This is a genomic window from Pseudomonas sp. HD6515 (genome assembly GCF_024971855.1).
In the GTDB taxonomy this organism is placed as follows: Bacteria; Pseudomonadota; Gammaproteobacteria; order Pseudomonadales; family Pseudomonadaceae; genus Aquipseudomonas; species Aquipseudomonas alloputida.
This window is the reverse complement of record NZ_CP079827.1, coordinates 5,305,024-5,326,118: the sequence shown is the minus strand read 5'-3', so window position 1 is coordinate 5,326,118 and position 21,095 is coordinate 5,305,024. Positions and strand designations below refer to the sequence as shown.

Sequence of the window (21,095 nt, the reverse complement as noted above, 5' to 3'; positions counted from 1 at the left end):
ATTAATTGATCTGGGTCAATCGTTCCAGATCAATGAAATGGCCGTCTGGCCGGAATCCCTGCGATCGAACAGAACAATTCAAACACGCCGTACTCGACCCAGTGGGGGCAGTGGGCGACGGGGCCACAAGCCCGGCCGCCGGATTATCTGAAGAGGAAGCACCATGTTCGGAATAGAAGCCTTAGAGCTCGCCCGAATGCAGTTTGCCTTTACCGTGTCGTTCCACATCCTGTTCCCGGCCATCACCATTGGCCTGGCCAGCTACCTGGCAGTCCTCGAAGGCCTATGGCTGCGGACCCACAACCAGGTCTACCGTGACCTCTATCACTTCTGGTCAAAGATCTTCGCCGTCAACTTCGGCATGGGCGTCGTCTCCGGCCTGGTCATGGCCTACCAGTTCGGCACCAACTGGAGCCGCTTCTCCGACTTTGCCGGCGCCGTCACCGGCCCGCTGCTCACCTACGAAGTACTGACTGCGTTCTTCCTCGAAGCCGGCTTCCTGGGCGTCATGCTGTTTGGCTGGAACCGCGTCGGCCGTGGTCTGCACTTCTTCTCCACGGTGATGGTAGCGCTCGGTACGCTGGTCTCGACCTTCTGGATTCTCGCCTCGAACAGCTGGATGCAAACCCCGCAAGGTCACGAGATCATCGATGGTCGGGTGGTGCCGGTGGACTGGTTTGCGGTGGTGTTCAACCCCTCCTTCCCCTACCGCCTGATGCACATGGCCACTGCCGCGTTCGTGTCCACCGCGTTCTTCGTCGGTGCCTCGGCGGCCTGGCACCTGCTGCGCGGGCGTGACAACCCGGCCGTGCGCAAGATGCTGTCGATGGCCATGTGGATGGCACTGATCGTCGCCCCGATTCAGGCAGTGATCGGCGATTTCCACGGCCTCAATACCCTCAAGCACCAGCCGGTGAAAATTGCCGCGATCGAAGGCCACTGGGAGAACGTGCCCGGTGAGCCGACGCCGCTGATCCTGTTCGGCATTCCCGACATGGAGGCCGAGACTACCCGGTTCAAGATCGAGATCCCGGCGCTCGGCAGCCTGATCCTGACTCACAGCCTGGACCAGCAGGTGCCGGCGATGAAGGAGTTCCCGCCTGAGGACCGGCCTAATTCGACCATTGTGTTCTGGTCGTTCCGGATCATGGTCGGGCTTGGTTTCCTGATGATCTTCGTTGGCCTGTGGAGCCTGTGGTTGCGCAAACGCGGCACGCTGTACAGTTCACGCCCGTTCCTGCATGTGGCCCTGTGGATGGGCCCATCGGGGCTGGTCGCGCTGCTGGCCGGCTGGTTCACCACCGAAATTGGCCGCCAGCCCTGGGTGGTGTACGGCCTGATGCGCACGGCGGACGGTGTTTCCAACCACAGCTACGCCCAGCTCGGCTTCACCCTTGTGGCGTTCGTGGTGGTGTACTTCGCCCTGTTTGGCACCGGCCTTGGCTACATGATGCGCCTGGTACGCAAAGGGCCGCAGACCGGCGAGGGTGACGAGCACACACCGGGAGGCCCAGGCCAGAAACGCACGCCGGCACGGCCTTTGTCCGCCGCCGATGATGGCCGCGAGGCCACCTCTGCCAGCCTGAACGAGGGGAACTGAACCATGGGTATCGACCTTCCACTGATCTGGGCCGTGATCATCATCTTCGGCGTCATGATGTACGTGGTGATGGACGGATTCGACCTGGGGATCGGCATGCTCTTCCCCTTCGTCAAGGGCGAGCAGGACCGTGATGTCATGATGAACACTGTCGCGCCGGTATGGGACGGCAACGAAACCTGGTTGATCCTGGGCGGTGCCGGACTGTTCGGTGCCTTCCCGATGGCGTATGCCGTGGTTCTCGAGGCCCTGTACCTGCCCCTGATCCTGATGCTGATCGGCCTGATTTTCCGAGGCGTGGCCTTCGAGTTCCGCTTCAAGGCCAAGGCCGACAAACGGCACATCTGGGACAAGGCTTTTATCTGGGGTTCGCTGATCGCCACCTTCTTCCAGGGTGTGGCGCTGGGCGCGTTCCTGGAGGGGTTCAAGGTGGTCGACCGGCATTTTGCCGGTGGCACCCTGGACTGGCTGACCCCATTCAGCCTGTTCTGCGGGCTGGGGTTGATCGTGGCCTACACCTTGCTGGGTTGCACCTGGCTGATCATGAAGACCGAAGGGCCGCTGCAGCAGAAGATGCACGATATGGCCCGGCCGCTGGCGCTGGTGCTGCTGGTGGTGATCGGTATCGTCAGCCTGTGGACGCCCATCGCCTACCCGCAGATTGCCGACCGCTGGTTCAGCATGCCCAACCTGATCTGGTTCATGCCGGTACCGCTGCTGGTGCTGGTGACCTTCTACGGGTTGCTCAAAGCGGTGGCACGCAACGCGCACTACACGCCGTTCCTGCTCACGCTGGTACTGATCTTCCTTGGCTACAGCGGCTTGGGAATCAGCCTGTGGCCTAACATCATCCCGCCGTCGATTTCGATCTGGGATGCCGCAGCGCCACCGCAAAGCCAGGGCTTCATGCTGGTGGGTACCCTTTTCATCCTGCCGTTTATCCTGATGTATACCTTCTGGAGCTACTATGTGTTCCGCGGCAAGGTCACCCACGAAGACGGCTACCACTAGGAGGGCCGCATGATGGCTGGCAAACATGGTTTGGAAGACAAGAAACCGCTGTGGCAGCGACTGGGCTGGCTGTTGCTGATCTGGGCAATGAGCGTCGCAGCGCTGGGTGTGGCGGCCTGGGTGATGCGGCTGTTCATGGGGGCGGCGGGCCTGACCACACATTGATAAAGAGCGGCAGCGGGCTTGCCCGCGAAGCAGGCAACGCGCTAGATGGCACCGGCGTTGCCAGTGTTCGCGGGCAAGCCCGCTCCTACGGGGGCGGTGGCGCGCTTACTTGCGGGCTTTCAGAATGACGAACTTGGGCGTTGCCGCCACCTGCTCCACCCCCCGGAACAACCGCGCCAGCTTGCTGTGATAGCCCAGGTGCCGGTTACCCACGATGTACAGCGCCCCACCTACCACCAGCGCTTCACGCGCCTGCTGGAACATGCGCCAGGCGAGGAAATCGCCCACTACCTGCTGTTGATGGAACGGCGGGTTGCACAGCACCACGTCCAGCGACTGCTTCTCCAGCCCGGCCAGGCCATCGGCCGCGAAGAAGGTCGCCGGGCGCTCGCCCAACGCTGCCAGCCAGTTCTCCTGCGCCGATTGCACTGCCATGTACGACTCGTCGACCAGGGTGTACTCGGCATCCGGGTTGGCCAGGGCGCTGGCGATCGCGAGTACGCCGTTGCCGCAGCCCAGGTCTGCCACCCGCGCACGGCCAAGGTCGCGTGGTAGATGCGGGAGGAACGCCCGCGTCCCGATATCCAGGCCTTCACGGCAGAACACGTTGGCGTGGTTGACCAAGTCAAGTGCCGGCGCGTCGAGGCGGTAGCAGCTGGGATAGGGGGACTTGGCGAGCGGCCGCTCGGCAACCGTTGCTGTCAGCAAACGGGCCTTTTTCAGTGCCAGCGAAGCCTGTACGGGGCCGATGTACTTCTCCATCAGGTCGCCGGCCGCCCGTGGCAGGTGCTTGATCATTGCCCCAGCAATCACCTGCGCACCGGGTGCCAGCTGGCCTTGCAGGCGGATCAGTTGTTCTTCGAGCAGGGCCAAGGTCTTGGGTACACGCACCAGCACCCGGTCGAACGGGCCTTGCCAGTGTTCGCTGGCCGGTACGAACGGCACACTGTCGAACGGCAGGCCATTGCGCGCCAGGTTCTTTTCCAGGGCCAGGTGCCCCAGGTGCGAGTCACCGCTGCTGACCACCTGCAGCTGGCCCGCAAGGCTTGCGGCCAAGGCACCGAAGCTGTCATTGAGCACCAGGACCCGGCAATTGGCGTCGGGTGCCTGATCGTGTAGCTGCGCAAGCAGGTACTCGTCGGCGGCATCGAAGGCCTGCAACGGGTCGTTGGCCTGCTCCGGCTGGCGGATCAGGTCGAGTTCGGCGTAGGGGGTGGTCAACAGGGGCATGGCGTCTGGCTCGGGTACGAAACTGCCCGTTGCGGTTCGCTCCGGGCTTTGCCGGGCGATTCTACAGGGCTTTGCCCGAGGTCGCAGGTTCGAAGATCAGATCCAGCCACGCAAGGCGGCAATGGCAATGGCTCCGGCCTTGTTGGCTGCGTTGGTCTTGGTGATCACGCTGCGGATATGGAAATTGACCGTGCTTTGCGACAGCGAGAGGATGGAGGCAACATCGGCAGCGGTCTTGCCGGCGGCAGACCATTTCAGCACTTCCAGTTCACGCTCGCTCATTTTCGGCTGGGGTGGGCATAGCGCGTTCAGGTGGTGCTCGCCCAGTACCGCGTGAAGGGTGTGGCACAGCCACTGCACACTGCCGGCTTTGTCGTACAGTTCGAGCATATCGATGTGGCCGTTTGGCCGAGCGACACTGATCTGGCTCTCGTTGTGCTGCTGATCGTGAAGCGACTGTGTCCAGCCGTGGCGCAAGCCATGCTGGCAGGCCGTTTCGCGAAATTGCGGTGCTTCCTTGTACAGGTCATCGGTCCACAGTACCGGCGTCGTCGAGCTGTGGCTCAGGTTCGCTGCCGGGTCCAGCTTGTAGAAGTCGTCGCGCTGGTAACGCTCGATCCACTCAATTGGGTAGTTGCTGTAGAGGTACAGCCTTGGCGTTTGCGTAGCGATCTGAATGCGGATGTTCAGCCCAAGGTAATCCATGTCCAGGTCCTGAGCCAGATGGACTGCGATGTCGAATAGCTTCTGCGGGCTGCGTTCGCTGACGAACGCATGAAGATACTCGGGTTTCCAGTGAAGCATTTGAAACACTCCTTGGGGCGCGCAGGATCCAATCCGTTTGAGTACCCGGATGATTGTAGGAAAAGACCTACCATCTTGTTGGGATTTTTTTGTTATAGCGAACAGGATTTTCTGCGAGTTCGGCACGATCACCCTTGATGAGGCCCTACAAAGCGGTGGTTTTTATCCTGGCCACTTTAGGCGACACTGTGCACACGCCAACCTTGGAGCCCGATATGACCGCTAGCGCCGAAAAGTTCACTCGCCAGACACTGCTTGATGTTCAGCCACTGACGCCGAACCTCTTCAGCCTGCGGGTTACGCGCGATGCGGGGTTCCGCTTCCGTTCCGGCCAATTCGCCCGGCTAGGTGTGACCAAGGCCGATGGTAGTGTGGTGTGGCGCGCCTATTCCATGGTCAGCGCCCCCCATGACGAGCACCTGGATTTCTTTTCCATCGTGGTGCCAGGTGGTGAGTTCACCAGTGAGCTGAGCCGTTTGGGTGCAGGCGATACGTTGCTGATCGACCGACAGGCGTTCGGTTTCCTCACCCTCGACCGCTTCGTCGGTGGTCGTGACCTGTGGCTGCTGGCTACCGGTACCGGCATTGCGCCATTCATGTCGATCCTCCAGGACTTCGAGGCCTGGGAGCGCTTCGACAGCATCAAGCTGGTGTATTCAGTGCGCGAAGCGAAGGAGCTGGCCTATGTGGATGAAATTGCCGGGCTGGAACAGCGCGATTATCTGGCCGAGTACGCGGGCAAGTTGCAGTTCATTCCCGTGGTGACCCGTGAACAACACCCTGGGGCGTTGAATCAGCGGATTACGACGTTGATCGAGAATGGCGAGCTGGAGAGGGCGGCAGGGCTTGAACTGTCGCCGGAGCATTCTCGTGTGATGCTGTGCGGCAACCCGGAAATGATCGACGAAACCCGCAAGGTCCTCAAGGCGCGCGACCTGCAATTGAGCCTGAGCAAGCGGCCGGGGCAGGTGGCAGTCGAGAACTACTGGTAAGTCCATTGCGGCCGTTGCGGGCCTGTAGGCGCGGGTTTACCCGCGAAGAGGCCGGCCCTGCTGGCCAATTTCCACCCGCCGTTCACCGTTGCCGCCGCCACCGTATTCGCGGGTAAACCCGCTCCTACGCAGATTGGTGGTGGACACACATCGGAGGTTGGACACAGGCCGCCGTGTAGGAGCGGGTTTACCCGCGAAGAGGCCGGCCCTGCTGGCCAATCTCCACCCGCCGTTCACCGTTGCCGCCGCCACCGTATTCGCGGGTAAACCCGCTCCTACGCAGATTGGTGGTGGACACACATCGGAGGTTTAACACAGGCCGCCGTGTAGGCGCGGGTTTACCCGCGAACACCGGCGAAGCCGGTGCCATCCACCGCACTGGATTCTTCGCCAGCATGCCCGCTCCTACAGCGCCCCCGGCAATTTCAGGGCAAGCGGTTCTGGTTCTGCGTCTTGAGCAAATCGCGGATTTCGGTCAGCAGCGTCTCTTCAGCCGAAGGCACAGGCGGCGTAGTCGGCGCCACGGCTTCTTCACGTTTGAGCTTGTTGATCGCCTTCACGCCCATGAAAATGGCAAAGGCCACGATCACGAAGTCGATCACGGTCTGGATGAACTTGCCATACGCCAGCACCACCGCTGGCACGTCACCTTCGGCAGCCTTCAGGGTAATGGCCAGGTCGCTGAAGTCGACGCCGCCGATCAGCAGGCCCAGTGGCGGCATGATCACGTCGCCGACGAAGGACGAGACGATCTTGCCGAAGGCCGCGCCGATGATGATACCGACCGCCATGTCGACGACGTTGCCTTTGACTGCGAAAGCCTTGAACTCGTTGAGCACGCCCATGTTTGGTTCCTTGTAACAAAAGGTGAGGTTAACGCAGTGTAAGCCACTTAAACGCTTCATGCGTTGTGTTCAGGGCTACTGACTGCAGTTAGAACGAATAGTTTTGTCGCATCTCGAGGCGTTCGAGACACGTCCTGCTCAGTTATCATGGCGAATTTTTCCAGGAGACCCCACCCATGGCCAAGGCCAAGCGCTTGTATGGCTGCACCGAATGCGGCGCGACCTTCCCCAAATGGGCCGGCCAGTGCGGCGAATGCGGGGCCTGGAACACCCTGGTCGAAACCATGATCGAAAGCGGCGGCGCTGCTGCACCCAGTAGCGGCCGCGCAGGCTGGACAGGACAGCAGGCGCAAATCAAGACCCTGGCCGAAGTCAGTGTCGAGGAAATCCCGCGTTTCACGACCAGCAGCACCGAACTGGACCGCGTGCTGGGTGGCGGCTTGGTGGATGGCTCGGTGGTGCTGATTGGCGGTGACCCCGGCATCGGCAAGTCGACCATTTTGCTACAGACCTTGTGCAACATCGCCGTGGGCATGCCGGCACTGTATGTCACGGGGGAGGAGTCGCAGCAGCAGGTGGCCATGCGCTCGCGGCGGCTGGGCCTACCCCAGGACCAGCTCAAGGTGATGACCGAAACCTGCATCGAGACGATCATTGCCACAGCGCGGGTCGAGAAGCCGCGGGTAATGGTGATCGACTCGATCCAGACCATTTTCACTGAGCAGTTGCAATCGGCCCCGGGCGGCGTGGCCCAGGTGCGCGAAAGCACAGCGTTGCTGGTGCGCTATGCCAAGCAAAGCGGTACGGCAATTTTTCTGGTCGGCCACGTGACCAAGGAAGGCTCGCTGGCTGGCCCAAGGGTGCTGGAGCACATGGTCGACACGGTGCTGTATTTCGAAGGTGAGTCCGATGGCCGGCTGCGCTTGCTGCGGGCGGTCAAGAACCGCTTTGGCGCGGTCAACGAGCTGGGCGTGTTCGGCATGACCGATCGTGGCCTCAAGGAGGTATCCAACCCGTCGGCGATCTTCCTCAACCGTACTCAGGAAGAGGTGCCGGGTAGCGTGGTGATGGCAACCTGGGAGGGTACCCGGCCAATGCTGGTCGAGGTGCAGGCGCTGGTCGACGATAGCCATCTGGCCAACCCGCGGCGGGTAACCTTGGGCCTGGACCAGAACCGCCTGGCCATGTTGTTGGCGGTGCTCCACCGCCATGGCGGTATCCCGACCCATGACCAGGATGTGTTTCTCAACGTGGTCGGCGGGGTGAAGGTGCTGGAAACGGCTTCGGACCTGGCGCTGCTGGCGGCGGTGATGTCCAGCTTGCGTAACCGGCCACTGGCCCACGGTTTGCTGGTGTTTGGCGAGATTGGCTTGTCGGGCGAGGTACGGCCGGTGCCCAGTGGTCAGGAGCGCTTGAAGGAAGCGGCCAAGCACGGCTTCAAGCGTGCCATCGTACCCAAGGGCAATGCGCCGAAAGAAGCGCCTGCGGGTTTGCAGGTGATTGCCGTTACCCGCCTGGAACAGGCGCTGGATGCATTGTTCGAATAGTGTGCAGGAGCGAGCAAGCTCGCTCCTGCAATCAGTCAGTGCTCGGCAACGGCCGTGCGCCTGACCGTTTCATTGCCATGCTCGTCCAGTTCCAGCATCGGCACTTCGTTACCTTCGGCATCGAACAGCTTGCCATCTTTGAAGTAGTCCCCATCACGCAGCGCGGAAATGTCCGAATACTGGATGGTCCGCTCGTAGGCTGCAGCGAACACTGACTGGTTTTCCGAGTTGCCGGTGGTGAAGTGGTTGAAGATCAGGTTCAGCAGGATGGCCATGATCGCCGCCGAGCTGATGCCGGAGTGGAAGATGGTCTCGAACCAGTTCGGGAAGTGGTGGTAGAAGGTCGGCGCGGCAATCGGGATCATGCCGAAGCCCAGCGAGGCCGCGACGATGATCAGGTTGACGTTGTTCTTGTAGCTGACCTTGGACAGGGTGCGGATACCGCTGGCCGCCACGGTGCCGAACAGCACGATACCGGCGCCGCCCAGTACCGGGGTAGGCACGGCGGCAATCACCCGGCCCATGACTGGCAGCAGGCCGAGTACCACCAGAATCACGCCGCCGGTAGCCACCACGTAGCGGCTCTTGACGCCGGTCACGGCCACCAGGCCGACGTTCTGGGCGAACGCGCTCTGGGTGAATGAACCGAAAATCGGCGCCAGGATGCTTGATGCCATGTCGGCGCGCAGGCCGTTGCCCAGGCGCTTGGAGTCCACCTTGGTGTCGATGATCTCACCCACGGCGAGGATATCGGCCGACGTTTCCACCAGGGTGACCATGATCACGATACACATCGACAGGATCGCGGCGATGTGGAACTCCGGCATGCCAAAGTGGAAAGGCGTGGGGAAGGCGAACATCGGGCCTTCGCTGACCTTGCTGAAATCGGTCATGCCCAATGCCCAGGCGATCAGCGTGCCGACCACCATGGCCAGCAGGATCGACAGGCGTGAGATGGTGGCGCTGCCAAGCTTGCTCAGCAGCAGCACGATGGCGAAGGTCAGCCCGGCCAGGCCGATGTTGGCCACGCTGCCGAACTCCGGCGAGGCGCTGTTGCCACCCATTACCCAGCGTGCAGCAACCGGCATCAGGGTCAGGCCGATGGTGGTGATGACGATACCGGTCACCAGCGGCGGGAAGAACTTGGTGATGCGCGAGAACACCGGTGTGATCAGAAAGCCGATCAGCGACGCAGCCATGACCGCGCCGAGCACCCCAGGCAGGCCACCGCCCCCCTCGCTGCTCAGGATCGCACCCATGGTCGCCACACCGGCGAACGACACGCCTTGCACGAGTGGCAACTGGCAACCGAAGAACGGCAGGCCAAGGGTCTGCAGCAGGGTGGCAAGGCCACCGGCGAACAGCGAGGCGGCGATCAGCATGCCGATTTCGGCACCATTCAGGCCCGCGGCCTGCCCCAGGATCAGGGGTACTGCGACGATCCCACCATACATGGTCAGCACATGCTGCAGACCATAGGCCAGGTTGGCACCAAGGCCGAGGTTTTCATCCTCGGGTCGCTTGGCGGGAGACGTGCTAGGGGACGTAGTCATGGAGCAGGCTCTCTGTTTATTGTTGTGCCGCTACTGTAGACACTTCCTACAAATGATTGCCACAAGAATTGTATACAATATTTTGATCGGAGCGCGAACAGATCCGGCCGCAGGGTGTGTTAAAACCCAATGCAGAAGGCGTACCAACTTGGCAGAAGCTGTATTAGAAGGGTGTGTACAAAGCAACGCTACCCAGGCTTAAAGCTGTCTGGGTAGACAAGAAACACCAGGCGGGAAGGCTATTAGCTAGCTAAGAGATTTTATTATTCGATGAGTTCACGCAGCTCACGCATCATTTCGGTGCTGTCAGCCACGTTCAATTCCACAAGACGGTGCAAATGGCTCATCGAGTCGAGGTCGATGTACAGGCAGATGAAGCCCAGGCGGTCCGGTTCTTCGTGGCGCAGTTCGACCTGCATCTGCACACGGGCATCCTCGTTCAGCTCGATGATGGCGTCGAAGTCCTGGGTCAGGTCGGCATCCCAGCCTGCGGGGCGTTCGATCAGCAAGCCTTTGAGTGAAAGGTCCAGCAGTTTTGCAGGCCAGCGTTTCAGCCCCTGGCGCAGCTCGATGGGGGCATCGAAGTCGATGCGTTGAAAGCGGCGGCGTTCGTCATGATCGCTCATGGCTTGGATCCTCGAATAGGTCATCAGGTGTCATCCTGACTATAGTTAGAGTTGCATGTGCATCAGGTACTGCAATCAGGCCGCAGAGGCTCTAGAACAAAGCAAGTGTGGCAATGCCGCTTGACTGGCCCTAGACTCGGTGGGCGGTCTTTCCAATCCACCAGCTGGAAGCTAACCATGAACAACAATAATAGCCTGCTACGCCATATTCCGTGGCTGGCGCTGGCAGTCATAGGTGCCTGCGCACTGGGTGTGGTTGCCCTGCGTCGCGGCGAGGCGATCAACGCCTTGTGGATCGTGGTCGCGGCAGTGGCCATCTACCTGGTCGCCTATCGTTACTACAGCCTGTTCATCGCCACCAAGGTGATGCAACTCGACCCGCGCCGTGCCACCCCGGCGGTGCTCAACAATGATGGCCTGGACTACGTCCCGACCAACAAACACATTCTTTTCGGTCACCACTTCGCCGCCATCGCCGGCGCTGGCCCACTGGTGGGTCCGGTGCTCGCCGCGCAAATGGGCTACCTGCCCGGCACGCTGTGGCTGATTGCCGGCGTGGTGCTGGCCGGTGCGGTGCAGGACTTCATGGTCCTGTTCCTGTCTACCCGCCGCAATGGGCGCTCGCTGGGCGACATGGTGCGCGAGGAAATGGGCAGAATCCCGGGCACCATCGCCCTGTTTGGCTGCTTCCTGATCATGATCATCATCCTCGCGGTGCTGGCACTGATCGTGGTCAAGGCCCTGGCCGAAAGCCCTTGGGGCATGTTCACGGTGATGGCGACCATCCCGATCGCGATGTTCATGGGCATCTACATGCGCTACATCCGTCCGGGCCGTATTGGCGAAATCTCGGTGGTTGGCGTGGTACTGCTGCTGGCCTCGATCTGGCTGGGGGGCGTGATCGCTGCGGACCCGGTGTGGGGCCCGGCGTTCACGTTCACCGGCGTGCAGATCACCTGGATGCTGGTGGGCTACGGTTTTGTCGCCGCCGTGCTGCCAGTGTGGCTGGTGCTGGCGCCGCGTGACTACCTATCGACCTTCCTCAAGATCGGCACGATCCTTGGCCTGGCCATCGGTATCCTGATCATCGCACCTGAGCTGAAAATGCCGGCGCTGACCCAGTTCACCGACGGTACAGGCCCGGTGTGGAAGGGTACCCTGTTCCCGTTCCTGTTCATCACCATTGCCTGTGGTGCGGTGTCCGGCTTCCACGCGCTGATTTCCTCGGGGACCACCCCCAAGCTGCTGGATAACGAAACCAACGCCCGCTATATCGGCTACGGCGGCATGCTGATGGAATCGTTCGTCGCCATCATGGCCATGGTTGCGGCCTCGGTGATCGAACCGGGCGTGTACTTCGCCATGAACAGCCCGGCGGCAGTAGTCGGTACCGATGTCGCGTCGGTGGCGCAGACCGTCAGCAGTTGGGGCTTCCTGATTACACCCGAGCAGCTCGAAGCCGTTGCCCGTGACATCGGCGAGCACACTATTCTGGCCCGTGCCGGCGGTGCGCCAACCCTGGCGGTCGGTATCGCGCAGATCCTGCACCAGGTGTTGCCAGGTGAAAACACCATGGCCTTCTGGTACCACTTCGCGATCCTGTTCGAGGCGCTGTTCATCCTCACGGCGGTAGACGCTGGTACCCGTGCCGGGCGCTTCATGCTGCAGGACCTGCTGGGCAGCTTCGTGCCTGCACTCAAACGCACCGAATCGTGGGGGGCCAACCTGCTCGCCACCGCTGGCTGCGTGGCGCTCTGGGGCTATCTGCTGTACCAGGGCGTAATCGACCCACTGGGTGGCATCAACACCCTGTGGCCGCTGTTTGGTATCTCCAACCAGATGCTGGCCGGTATCGCCTTGATGCTCGGTACTGTGGTGCTGATCAAGATGAAGCGTCAGCGCTACATCTGGGTCACCCTGCTGCCGGCCGTATGGCTGCTGATCTGCACCACGGCTGCAGGCCTGATCAAGCTGTTCGACCCCAACCCGGCTGTCGGCTTCCTGGCCCTGGCCAAGAAGTACAGCACTGCGCTGGACGCCGGCCAGGTACTGGCCCCGGCCAAGGACATTGGGCAGATGCAGCACGTGATCTTCAACGCCTACACCAACGCGGGCCTGACGATCTTGTTCCTGCTGGTGGTCTTCAGCATTCTGTTCTTCGCCATCAAGGTCGGCTACGCCGCCTTGGGCCGCAAAGAACGCAGCGACAAGGAAACCCCGTTCCAGGCGTTGCCTGACGCGTAATCGAGAGGACTGCAATCATGTTCAACGACTTGGGTCGACTGGGCAAATACCTGGGGCAGGCAGCCCGCCTGATGGTCGGCATGCCCGACTACGACAACTATGTCGAACACATGCAGAAAACGCATCCGGACAAGCCGGTGATGAGCTACGAGGCGTTCTTCCGCGAACGCCAGGAAGCACGCTACGGTGGCAAGTCCGGGCCCAAGTGCTGTTGAGCCTGCGGTACGTGTAAACCTGTGGGAGCCTGGGTAACCGGCTCCCACAGTCATTTTCAGATTCAGGAGTATTTTGCGTGCAGACGCCCATTCCCGTAACCGTCCTCACGGGCTTCCTCGGTGCCGGCAAGACCACCTTGCTCAGGCACATGCTCAAGGCCGAGCATGGCCTGAAGCTCGCCGTGATCGAAAATGAATTCAGCGAGGCTGGCATCGACAGCCAACTGCTGGGTGACCAGCCGGTGCAAGTCATGACCTTGGCCAACGGTTGTGTATGCTGCAGCATCCATGGCGACCTGACTCGCGCGCTTTACCTGCTGCTTGAACGCCTGGATGCAGGGGAAATCGCCTTCGATCGCCTGGTGATCGAATGCACCGGCCTGGCCGACCCGGCGCCGGTAGCGCAAACGTTCTTCATCGACGAGGAGCTGCGTGAGCGCTACATCCTCGACGGCATCATCACCCTTGTCGATGCCGCGCATGCCGAACTGCACCTGACCCAGACCATCGCTCAGGCCCAGGTCGGCTTTGCCGATCGTCTGCTGCTGAGCAAGACCGACCTGGTCGAGCCAACTGCGGTTGAAGCCCTGCGCGAACGCCTGGCCCGCATCAATAGCAGGGCTGCGATCCGTGTGGTCGAACACGGCTGCATCGACCTGGCTGAACTACTGGATGTGCGCGGTTTCAACCTCAACCCCGACCTTGGGGTGAACCTGAAACCGATGTTGCAACCCGTGCTCAAGCCTGCCACCCCGGACCGTATCTCCACGATGGTGCTGCGTACCGAAACCCCGCTGGATATCGACCGCCTCAGCAGCTTCATGAACGAGCTGCTGGAAACCCACGGCAAACAGCTGCTGCGCTACAAGGGCGTGCTGAACATTGCCGGCGAGGAACGCAAGCTGGTGTTTCAGGGCGTGCTCAAGCTGTATGGCTTCGACTGGGACGCCGAGTGGGCTGCAGGCGAAGCGCGCGAGAGTGTGATGGTGTTCATTGCCGACGAACTGCCCGAGGCTACGATTCGGTCTGGCTTCGAGGCAATGGCTGAGGGCTGAGCCGCTGCGGCGCCTGCCCCGCGAACCACTGCGGCCATGAGCTGCGGTGGCGGGTTTCGACCTCGATGCACGGGATCAGGCGTTCGGTCAGCACAGCAGTTTGCCGCACGGCTTTGGCGGTGCGGTACTTGACGCTGTGGATGCACTCGCGGTCGCCGAACTCGCAGCGGTTCAGGGCGGTTCCGCCGCAAGGGCCATTGGCCAGGCCTTTAGGGCAAGTTTCCGGGCAGATATACAAGGTGTCTTCCAGGCGGCAACGGCCGCAGGTGTCGCAACCCACCAGGGGGCGCTTCACATTGCGCTCCAGCGTGTGCAGCACGTGTGCGCCAGCGCGTGTTGCCCACATAGGCTGGCGCACTGCCCAGCCGAAGGCCTTGCTCAGGCTGTTGCGCCGGCTGAACAGCAGTGAGTGCATGCCATGCATCAGGTGATAGCGGGCTTTTTCCTTGAATGAGGCATCGACCCGTGACTCGCCCAGGCGCCAGCCAGCCTGTGGCGGATGGAAGGTCACCGCCGGCAGGCCAGGCATCTGCCAGCTGGCGTGCCAGGCCGGTGCCCATTGCTCCAGGGACTGAACCTGGGATTGCCAGTGCTCGATACGGGTCTCAAGGGCCAGCAACTGTTCGAGTGTGTGAACCCCTGACAGGTGCACACCGGCGTACCCGATCAGCTTTGTACCGATGATCTGCAAGGCCAGGCGGTCAACACTGCGCGCCTGGGCAAAGGCCTTGGACTGCGCCGTTTCCGCTTCCAGCATGTCGCGCATGGAGGGCGTGACAGTCACGCCGGCCACGTGGTCGAGCATCGCCGCGCGCCCGTGGGTGAGGCTCATGAGGCAGGCCAGCATGGGCTTGGGTGAGGCCTGGCGGCGCATCCAGTGTATGGCTTCCTGATGCTTGGCGGCATCGAAGCCCAGTTGCAAGGTGAGAAAGTCAGCCCCCGCTGCCAGCTTTTTCTCGGCCTTGAAATACTGGGCGCCGCCTTCTTCCTCGTGGTACTTGAACGGGTTCAGCGCCGCGCCCAGCAGCCAGTGCGGGCAGACCTGGCGAGCAACCTGCAGGGCGGCGACCGATTCCAGATAACGCACCGGGCGCTGGCCAGGTTCATGGCCGGGCAGGCGGTCGCCAGTCAGCAGTAACAGCTGGTCGAGGCCGGCGGCGTCCATGCGCTGCAGTTGGGCGAGCAGGTGGTGGCGTTCGCGATCCTTGCCTGAAAAATGCGGCAGGGCAGGCACCGGGTTGCTGAACGAGGCGAGGGCGTCCAGCGGTGACATGTCCAGCGGGCTGCCGACACGATCACCGATGGCCACGGTCATCGGCCAACCGCACAGGTGCGCACGGGCCATGATCGCTTCCATGGCGGCAAAGCGTTCTGCGGAAGGCTTGGGGACGAACTCCATGACACAGACGAAGTTCTGTTCGCGCAGGGCGGTTTTCAGCAGGCTCATGTTGGCCGGGCACCTGGTGTGGTCAGGGTGGCATTGTGAGGCAGAAGGCAAGCCGGGTCATGTCCGGATGCGCAGGATGGTGATCTGAATGAGACATGGGGGCGCGAAGATCATGACAGCATGATCATGAAGATTTCTTGGGTTCATCTCAAATTTAATGAGTTTGTCTCAATACCCCGTCAGCCGGAGAATCCCCCTTATTCATTCAAGCATGCTGAAGGGACAAGACATGGCACTGGCACATAACCTGGGCTTTCCACACATCGGCCGTGACCGCGAGCTGCGTGCCCGCCACTGGCAGGTGCAGAAAGACGCCGGCATCGAGCTGGTGCCGGTCGGCGACTTCGCCTGGGACAGCCACGTGCTTAGCGCAGGCGATCAGCCGTTGGTTCTGAACTGGGAACCACTGTTCGAAGAAGTGGAGCACGCCAAGGCCCTGGGCCTTGCAGTCAAGCCGGTGGTGATCGGCCCCTTGACCTATCTGTGGCAGGGCCAGACCCTGGGCGGTGACTTCGACAAGCTGGAGCTGCTTGACCGCCTGCTGCCCGTGTATGACCAACTCCTCAACCGCCTGGCCGACCACGGCGTTGAATGGGTGCAGATCGATGAACCCATCCTCGCCCAGGACCTGCCCCAGGATTGGAAAAATGCCTATGAACGTGTCTACAACATCCTTCAACGCGCACCGTTGAAGAAGCTGATCGCCACGTATTTCGGCGGCCTGGAAGGCAACCTCGGCCTGGCCGCCAACCTGCCGGTTGATGGCCTGCACGTCGATCTGGTTCAGGCGCCCGAGCAGTACCAGACCATTCTCGACCGCCTGCCGGCCTACAAGGTACTGTCGCTGGGCCTGGTCGACGGTCGCAACGCCTCGCCTTGCGATCTGGGCAAGACCCTGGGGTTGCTGCACGAGGCCCATGAACGCCTGGGTGAGCGGCTGTGGTTGGCGCCTGCCTGTTCGTTGCTGGAGAGTCCAGTGGACCTGGCCGTGCAGAAGTGCCAGGAAGTGGCGGTGCTGGCCGCTTCGCTGGAGCAGGACCGAGTCGCGGCTTGAACAGTTGCTGCCTGTGCCGGCCTCTTCGCGGGTAAACCCGCTCCTACGACGGCCTGCGCCCGATCACCGATGAGTGTCCACCACCGATCAGTGGTAGGAGCGGGTTTACCCGCGAACACGGTGGCAGCTGCAACGGTGAACGGCTGGTGGAAATTGGCCAGCAGGCCCGGCCCTTTCGCGGGTAAACCCGCTCCTACAACGGCCTGCGCCCGATCACCGATGTGTGTCCGTCACCGATCAGTGTAGGCGCGGGTTTACCCGCGAAGAGGCCGGGCCTGCTTGAATCAATCAGCGTTCGATGGCCAGCGCCACCCCTTGCCCACCACCAATGCACAAGGTCGCCAGGCCTTTTTTGGCATCCCGTTTGATCATCTCGTGCAGCAGGGTCACCAGCACCCTGCACCCGGAAGCACCAATCGGGTGGCCCAGGGCAATCGCCCCTCCATTGACGTTAACCCGCGCGGCATCCCATGCCAGCGCATTGCCCACGGCCAGCGCCTGGGCGGCAAAGGCTTCGTTGGCTTCGATCAGGTCCAGTTCGGCCAGTTGCCAACCGGCCTTGTCCAGGCAACGCTGGGTCGCCGAAACCGGACCAATACCCATGATCGCGGGGTCTACCCCGGCACTGGCGTAGGCGGCGATCTTCGCCAGCACCGGCAGGCCCAACGCCTTGGCCTTCGCTGCGCTCATCAAAAGCACGGCGGCGGCGCCGTCGTTCAGGCTGGAGGCATTGCCTGCGGTGACGCTGCCGTCCTTCTTGAAGGCCGGGCGCAGTTTGGCCAGGGACTCGGCGGTGGTGTCCGGGCGTGGTTGCTCGTCACGGGCAAAAACCTTGGGCTCGCCCTTTTTCTGCGGCAGCACGATGGGGGTGATTTCAGCGTCGAAACGGCCGGCCTCGATCGCTGCCACTGCCTTGCGCTGCGATTCGGCAGCAAAGGCATCCTGCTGCTCACGGCTGAGGCCGTACTTGTCCACCAGGTTTTCGGCAGTGATGCCCATGTGGTAGTCATTGAAGGCATCCCACAGGCCGTCCGTGATCATGCTGTCGATCAGTTGGCCATGGCCCATGCGTTGGCCGGTGCGGGCCGAGGGCATCACGTAGGGGGCAAGGCTCATGTTCTCCTGGCCACCGGCAATCACCACCTCGGCATCGCCACAGCGGATCGCCTGGGCGGCCAGGTGCAGGGCCTTGAGGCCCGAGCCGCAGACCTTGTTCAGGGTCAGGGCCGGTACGCTGAAGGGCAGGCCAGCCTTGATCGCTGCCTGGCGTGCCGGGTTCTGACCGGCACCGGCAGTGAGCACTTGGCCGAGGATGACTTCGTCGACCTGCGCCGGGTCCAGCTCGGTTTGTTTCAGCAGTTGCTTGATCACGGCGGCGCCGAGGTCGACCGCAGGCACAGTGGCCAAGGCGCCCTGGAAGCTGCCGATGGCGGTGCGGGTTGCGGCGACGATCACCACGTCGTTCATGTTGTTGTTCTCCGTGCAATGGGCGTAGTGCCGCCAGCATCGGTGGGTTTGGCTTATTTGTTAAGTTTGTTTTTCTTTCGGATTGATGTGAAAAGCAAATCAATGGGTGCCAGGCGTTCTAACCCGCCAATCTGGATTTCAAGCAGCCATGACCCTCCTGCACAGAAGAACTCTGGTTTTGCATCCCTCTGATCACCCCGTAATATGTGTCGGATAACCTGCGGGGGTAGTCTCACCCTCTGATCAATCGGAATCGCCCCAAGCGGCGCTTTCCTGGCATAAACCTGACGAGGTACAGACATTGGCCATCATTCATCCTAAGGTTCGCGGTTTCATCTGCACCACGACTCACCCGAAGGGCTGCGAGCTCAACGTCCGTGACCAGATCGAAGCCACCCGCAAGCTGGGCGTACGCGAGGATGGCCCGAAGAAGGTCCTGGTCATCGGTGCTTCCAGCGGCTACGGCCTGGCTGCCCGCATCACGGCGGCCTTCGGCTTCAAGGCCGACACCCTGGGCGTGTTCTTCGAAAAACCAGGCACCGAGACCAAGGCCGGCACTGCTGGCTGGTACAACGCTGCCGCCTTCGACAAGTTCGCCAAGGCCGAGGGCCTGTACAGCAAGTCGATCAACGGTGACGCCTTCTCTGACGAAGCCCGCGCCAAGGTCATCGAGCTGATCAAGAACGAAATGGGTGGCAAGGTCGACCTGGTCATCTACTCGCTGGCTTCGCCCGTGCGCAAGCTGCCGCAGACCGGTGAAGTCATTCGCTCGGCACTCAAGCCGATCGGCCAGCCATACAAGTCGACCGCCATCGACACCAACAAGGACACCATCATCGAGGCCAGCATCGAGCCGGCCACCGAGCAGGAAATTGCCGATACCGTCACCGTCATGGGTGGCCAGGACTGGCAGCTGTGGATCGATGCGCTGGCTGGCGCCAATGTACTTGCCGAAGGCGCTCGCACCGTGGCCTTCAGCTATATCGGCAGCGATATCACCTGGCCGATCTACTGGCACGGTGCACTGGGCCAGGCCAAGCAGGACCTGGACGAAACTGCCCTGCGTCTGAACCAGAAGCTGGCCGGTGAAGTGAAAGGCGGCGCCAATGTGGCGGTGCTCAAGTCGGTGGTTACCCAGGCCAGCTCGGCCATCCCGGTGATGCCACTGTACCTGTCGATGGTCTTCAAGATCATGCAGGAGAAAGGTGTTCACGAAGGCACCCAGGACCAGCTCGACCGCATGTACCGCGACCGTATGTACCGTACCGACGGTGCGCCGGCAGAGGTCGACGAGAAGGGGCGCCTGCGCCTGGACGACTGGGAACTGCGTGACGACGTGCAAAACGCCTGCAAGGCCCTGTGGCCACAGGTGACCACCGAGAACCTGTTCGAGCTGACTGACTACGCCGGTTACAAGAAGCAGTTCCTCAACCTGTTCGGCTTCGAGCGCGCTGACGTCAACTACGACGAAGACGTGGCCACCGATGTGAAGTTCGACTGCGTCGAGCTGTAACGGGTAAGCCTGTACCGGCCTCTTCGCGGGCAAGCCCGCTCCCACAGGTTCTCACCCTGTAGGAGCGGGTTCACCCGCGAAGAGGCCAGTACAGGCTACAAAATCTTTGCTAGTTTTGGCGCACAACAACAGGAAATGCGCCATGAGTAGCCTCATCCAACCCGCGACCCCATTTCGCCACCCCGCGGCCGACGGATACAGCCTCGGCGGCTTCTGCTGGCGCCACGCCCAACCTGACCCCCAGCGCCCGCTGGTGATCATCAACGCTGCCACGTCGGTACGCTGCCGCTATTACGCCCGCTTTGCCGACTACCTGTTCGCCCACGGCTGCGATGTGCTGACCTACGACTACCGTGGCATCGGCGAATCCCGGCCGGCGTCGCTGCGTGGTTTCCAGGCCTCCTGGAGCGACTGGGGCCGGCTGGATTTCGAAGCCATGCTGGCGCATGCGGCAGCGCATTTCCCAGATCAGCCGGTGGACGTGGTGGGGCACAGTTTCGGCGGTTGTGCTGTAGGCCTGGCACCGTCGGCTGGCCAGATCCGTCGGGTCGTGATGGTTGGCGCGCAGTTCGCCTACTGGCGCGACTACGCGGCCAACCAGCGCTGGCAGCTGTTCGGCAAGTGGCATGTGGTCATGCCGCTGTTGACCCGGGTATTCGGCTACTTTCCCGGCAAGCGCCTGGGTTGGCTGGAAGACACGCCATCCGGCGTGGTGCACGACTGGACCACGCGCACCCCACGTTATGAGCACCGCCCCAGTGGGCGGGCGTTGGCGGCGCTACCGTTCGCCCAGGTGCGTGCGAAGACGCTGGCCATCAGTCTGACGGACGACCCCTTCGGGACCGTAGCGGCAACCGAGCGTTTGTTGGGTTATCTGCAAAGTGCCGAGCGCCAGCACCTGCGCATTGCACCTGTGGATATCTCGGTCGAGGAAATTGGCCATTTCGCGTTCTTCCATGACCGGTTTCGCGAAAACCTGTGGCCGGTGGCCTTGCAGTGGTTGCGGCAGGGGAGGCTGGAAGGTGGGGGGCCTGGCACCATTATCGATTGATGGTGGGCGCAGGATCGTGGGGCCGCAAAGCGGCCCCGGCAATATCAAGCCTTGCGCGCAAGCGGCTGCGCAGCAAACTTCACACCCGCCAGACCGTGTTTGATCAGCGCACGGATGTTGCCATGGTCGCTACCCTCAGGCGTGGCCACCACATCACGGTAGTGCTCGCCGAAGGCCAGCAGCGCTTCCTGGTCGCTCAGCCCTTCAAGCAAGGCCAGGCCCAGGGTTTTGCACGAACCTTCGTTCTGCCCTGCCGCATTCTCCACGCCGCCGTTGTTGAAGGCCTGCGGCTGGTAGCTGTAGTTGTCGGCAATGAACGCCAAGGTATCGGCAAATACATGTTGGCCGCTGGCCAGGCTTGCGCGCAGGGTATTCAGGTCAGTCACGAGGTTTTTCCTTTTTCGAACGCCGCTTGTTGTTCGGCGCTGGCTTCTTTCTGGTATTGGGCTTTCCACTCGGCGTAGGGCATGCCGTACACCGCTTCGCGGGCATCATCCAGGCTCAGGTCCAGCTGACGCTCGTCAGCGGCGGCCTTGTACCACTTGGACAGGCAGTTGCGGCAGAAACCGGACAGGTTCATCAGGTCGATGTTCTGTACGTCGGTGCGCTTTTGCAGGTGTTCGACCAGGCGCCGGAACGCGGCGGCCTCGAGCTCGAGCTGTTGTTGTGGGGTCAT

General features: G+C 61.9%; 20 protein-coding genes. 11 read left to right on the top strand and 9 right to left on the bottom strand.

All coding sequences use genetic code 11. The features are described 5' to 3' along the window. Positions 1 to 163 precede the first annotated feature (163 nt). The 3 genes from KW568_RS24665 to KW568_RS24655 are packed head-to-tail and all read left to right on the top strand — an operon-like array spanning position 164 to position 2,776. On the top strand, positions 164 to 1,600 hold the full coding sequence (locus KW568_RS24665; protein WP_003251610.1) for a cytochrome ubiquinol oxidase subunit I: 1,437 nt from the start codon (positions 164 to 166) through the stop codon (positions 1,598 to 1,600). A gap of 3 nt (positions 1,601 to 1,603) precedes the next feature. Further along, positions 1,604 to 2,611, top strand: a complete 1,008-nt coding sequence (gene cydB / locus KW568_RS24660; protein ID WP_003251612.1) for a cytochrome d ubiquinol oxidase subunit II — start codon at positions 1,604 to 1,606, stop codon at positions 2,609 to 2,611. Positions 2,612 to 2,620: 9 nt separating this feature from the next. Continuing rightward, on the top strand, positions 2,621 to 2,776 hold the full coding sequence (locus tag KW568_RS24655; protein WP_003251614.1) for a DUF2474 domain-containing protein: 156 nt from the start codon (positions 2,621 to 2,623) through the stop codon (positions 2,774 to 2,776). A gap of 105 nt (positions 2,777 to 2,881) precedes the next feature. Here KW568_RS24655 and KW568_RS24650 read toward each other — a convergent pair whose 3' ends face one another. Continuing rightward, positions 2,882 to 4,006, bottom strand: coding sequence for a methyltransferase (locus KW568_RS24650; RefSeq protein ID WP_003251615.1), 1,125 nt, complete (start codon positions 4,004 to 4,006; stop codon positions 2,882 to 2,884). A 96-nt stretch (positions 4,007 to 4,102) separates the two neighbouring features. Continuing rightward, positions 4,103 to 4,810 (bottom strand): autoinducer binding domain-containing protein, encoded by a 708-nt coding sequence (locus KW568_RS24645; RefSeq protein WP_003251617.1) that lies wholly within the window; start codon positions 4,808 to 4,810, stop codon positions 4,103 to 4,105. Positions 4,811 to 5,025: 215 nt separating this feature from the next. On the opposite strand from KW568_RS24645, the gene KW568_RS24640 reads away from it, so the two are divergent. After that, positions 5,026 to 5,802 carry a ferredoxin--NADP reductase gene (locus KW568_RS24640; RefSeq protein ID WP_003251619.1) on the top strand — a complete coding sequence of 259 codons (777 nt, stop codon included), beginning with the start codon at positions 5,026 to 5,028 and terminating at the stop codon, positions 5,800 to 5,802. Positions 5,803 to 6,227: 425 nt separating this feature from the next. Here KW568_RS24640 and mscL read toward each other — a convergent pair whose 3' ends face one another. Then, positions 6,228 to 6,647 (bottom strand): large-conductance mechanosensitive channel protein MscL, encoded by a 420-nt coding sequence (mscL, locus tag KW568_RS24635; RefSeq protein ID WP_003251622.1) that lies wholly within the window; start codon positions 6,645 to 6,647, stop codon positions 6,228 to 6,230. A gap of 176 nt (positions 6,648 to 6,823) precedes the next feature. Here mscL and radA point away from each other — a divergent pair, with 176 nt between their 5' ends. After that, positions 6,824 to 8,194 carry a DNA repair protein RadA gene (gene radA, locus KW568_RS24630; RefSeq protein WP_003251626.1) on the top strand — a complete coding sequence of 457 codons (1,371 nt, stop codon included), beginning with the start codon at positions 6,824 to 6,826 and terminating at the stop codon, positions 8,192 to 8,194. A 35-nt stretch (positions 8,195 to 8,229) separates the two neighbouring features. Here the strand turns inward: radA and KW568_RS24625 are convergent, their stop codons facing one another. Both KW568_RS24625 and KW568_RS24620 read right to left on the bottom strand, forming a co-directional pair. Next, on the bottom strand, positions 8,230 to 9,747 hold the full coding sequence (locus tag KW568_RS24625; protein ID WP_012053706.1) for a nucleobase:cation symporter-2 family protein: 1,518 nt from the start codon (positions 9,745 to 9,747) through the stop codon (positions 8,230 to 8,232). 263 nt (positions 9,748 to 10,010) lie between these two features. Beyond that, a complete protein-coding gene (locus KW568_RS24620) occupies positions 10,011 to 10,373 on the bottom strand; it encodes a PilZ domain-containing protein (RefSeq protein WP_003251630.1) in 363 nt (120 codons plus the stop codon). Between the two features lie 177 nt (positions 10,374 to 10,550). Between KW568_RS24620 and KW568_RS24615 the strand changes: the two genes are divergently transcribed. The 3 genes from KW568_RS24615 to yjiA all read left to right on the top strand — a co-directional run bounded on the left by KW568_RS24615 (position 10,551) and on the right by yjiA (position 13,887). After that, entirely contained in the window at positions 10,551 to 12,617 is a 2,067-nt protein-coding gene (locus KW568_RS24615) for a carbon starvation CstA family protein (RefSeq protein ID WP_004577217.1), read from the top strand. Positions 12,618 to 12,634: 17 nt separating this feature from the next. Continuing rightward, positions 12,635 to 12,832 (top strand): YbdD/YjiX family protein, encoded by a 198-nt coding sequence (locus KW568_RS24610; protein ID WP_003251633.1) that lies wholly within the window; start codon positions 12,635 to 12,637, stop codon positions 12,830 to 12,832. 77 nt (positions 12,833 to 12,909) lie between these two features. Continuing rightward, a complete protein-coding gene (gene yjiA, locus KW568_RS24605; RefSeq protein WP_098089358.1) occupies positions 12,910 to 13,887 on the top strand; it encodes a GTPase in 978 nt (325 codons plus the stop codon). Here yjiA and KW568_RS24600 read toward each other — a convergent pair. Beyond that, positions 13,847 to 15,334 (bottom strand): methylenetetrahydrofolate reductase C-terminal domain-containing protein, encoded by a 1,488-nt coding sequence (locus KW568_RS24600; RefSeq protein WP_238738812.1) that lies wholly within the window; start codon positions 15,332 to 15,334, stop codon positions 13,847 to 13,849. The genes yjiA and KW568_RS24600 overlap by 41 nt on opposite strands. Positions 15,335 to 15,563: 229 nt before the next feature. On the opposite strand from KW568_RS24600, the gene KW568_RS24595 reads away from it, so the two are divergent. Beyond that, positions 15,564 to 16,388: a 5-methyltetrahydropteroyltriglutamate--homocysteine methyltransferase gene (locus tag KW568_RS24595; protein ID WP_064615167.1), complete on the top strand. Its 825-nt coding sequence runs from the start codon at positions 15,564 to 15,566 to the stop codon at positions 16,386 to 16,388. 288 nt (positions 16,389 to 16,676) lie between these two features. Here KW568_RS24595 and KW568_RS24590 read toward each other — a convergent pair whose 3' ends face one another. Further along, entirely contained in the window at positions 16,677 to 17,855 is a 1,179-nt protein-coding gene (locus KW568_RS24590) for an acetyl-CoA C-acetyltransferase (protein WP_003251640.1), read from the bottom strand. A gap of 301 nt (positions 17,856 to 18,156) precedes the next feature. Here KW568_RS24590 and fabV point away from each other — a divergent pair, with 301 nt between their 5' ends. Both fabV and KW568_RS24580 read left to right on the top strand, forming a co-directional pair. Next, positions 18,157 to 19,368: an enoyl-ACP reductase FabV gene (fabV, locus tag KW568_RS24585; protein ID WP_003251642.1), complete on the top strand. Its 1,212-nt coding sequence runs from the start codon at positions 18,157 to 18,159 to the stop codon at positions 19,366 to 19,368. 142 nt (positions 19,369 to 19,510) lie between these two features. Further along, positions 19,511 to 20,419, top strand: a complete 909-nt coding sequence (locus KW568_RS24580; RefSeq protein ID WP_003251644.1) for an alpha/beta fold hydrolase — start codon at positions 19,511 to 19,513, stop codon at positions 20,417 to 20,419. Between the two features lie 44 nt (positions 20,420 to 20,463). Here the strand turns inward: KW568_RS24580 and KW568_RS24575 are convergent, their stop codons facing one another. Next, entirely contained in the window at positions 20,464 to 20,805 is a 342-nt protein-coding gene (locus KW568_RS24575) for a HopJ type III effector protein (RefSeq protein ID WP_003251646.1), read from the bottom strand. Beyond that, complete coding sequence (locus KW568_RS24570) at positions 20,802 to 21,095, bottom strand: DUF1244 domain-containing protein (RefSeq protein ID WP_003251648.1); 294 nt, start codon at positions 21,093 to 21,095, stop codon at positions 20,802 to 20,804. Before KW568_RS24570 ends, KW568_RS24575 begins: the two co-directional genes overlap by 4 nt.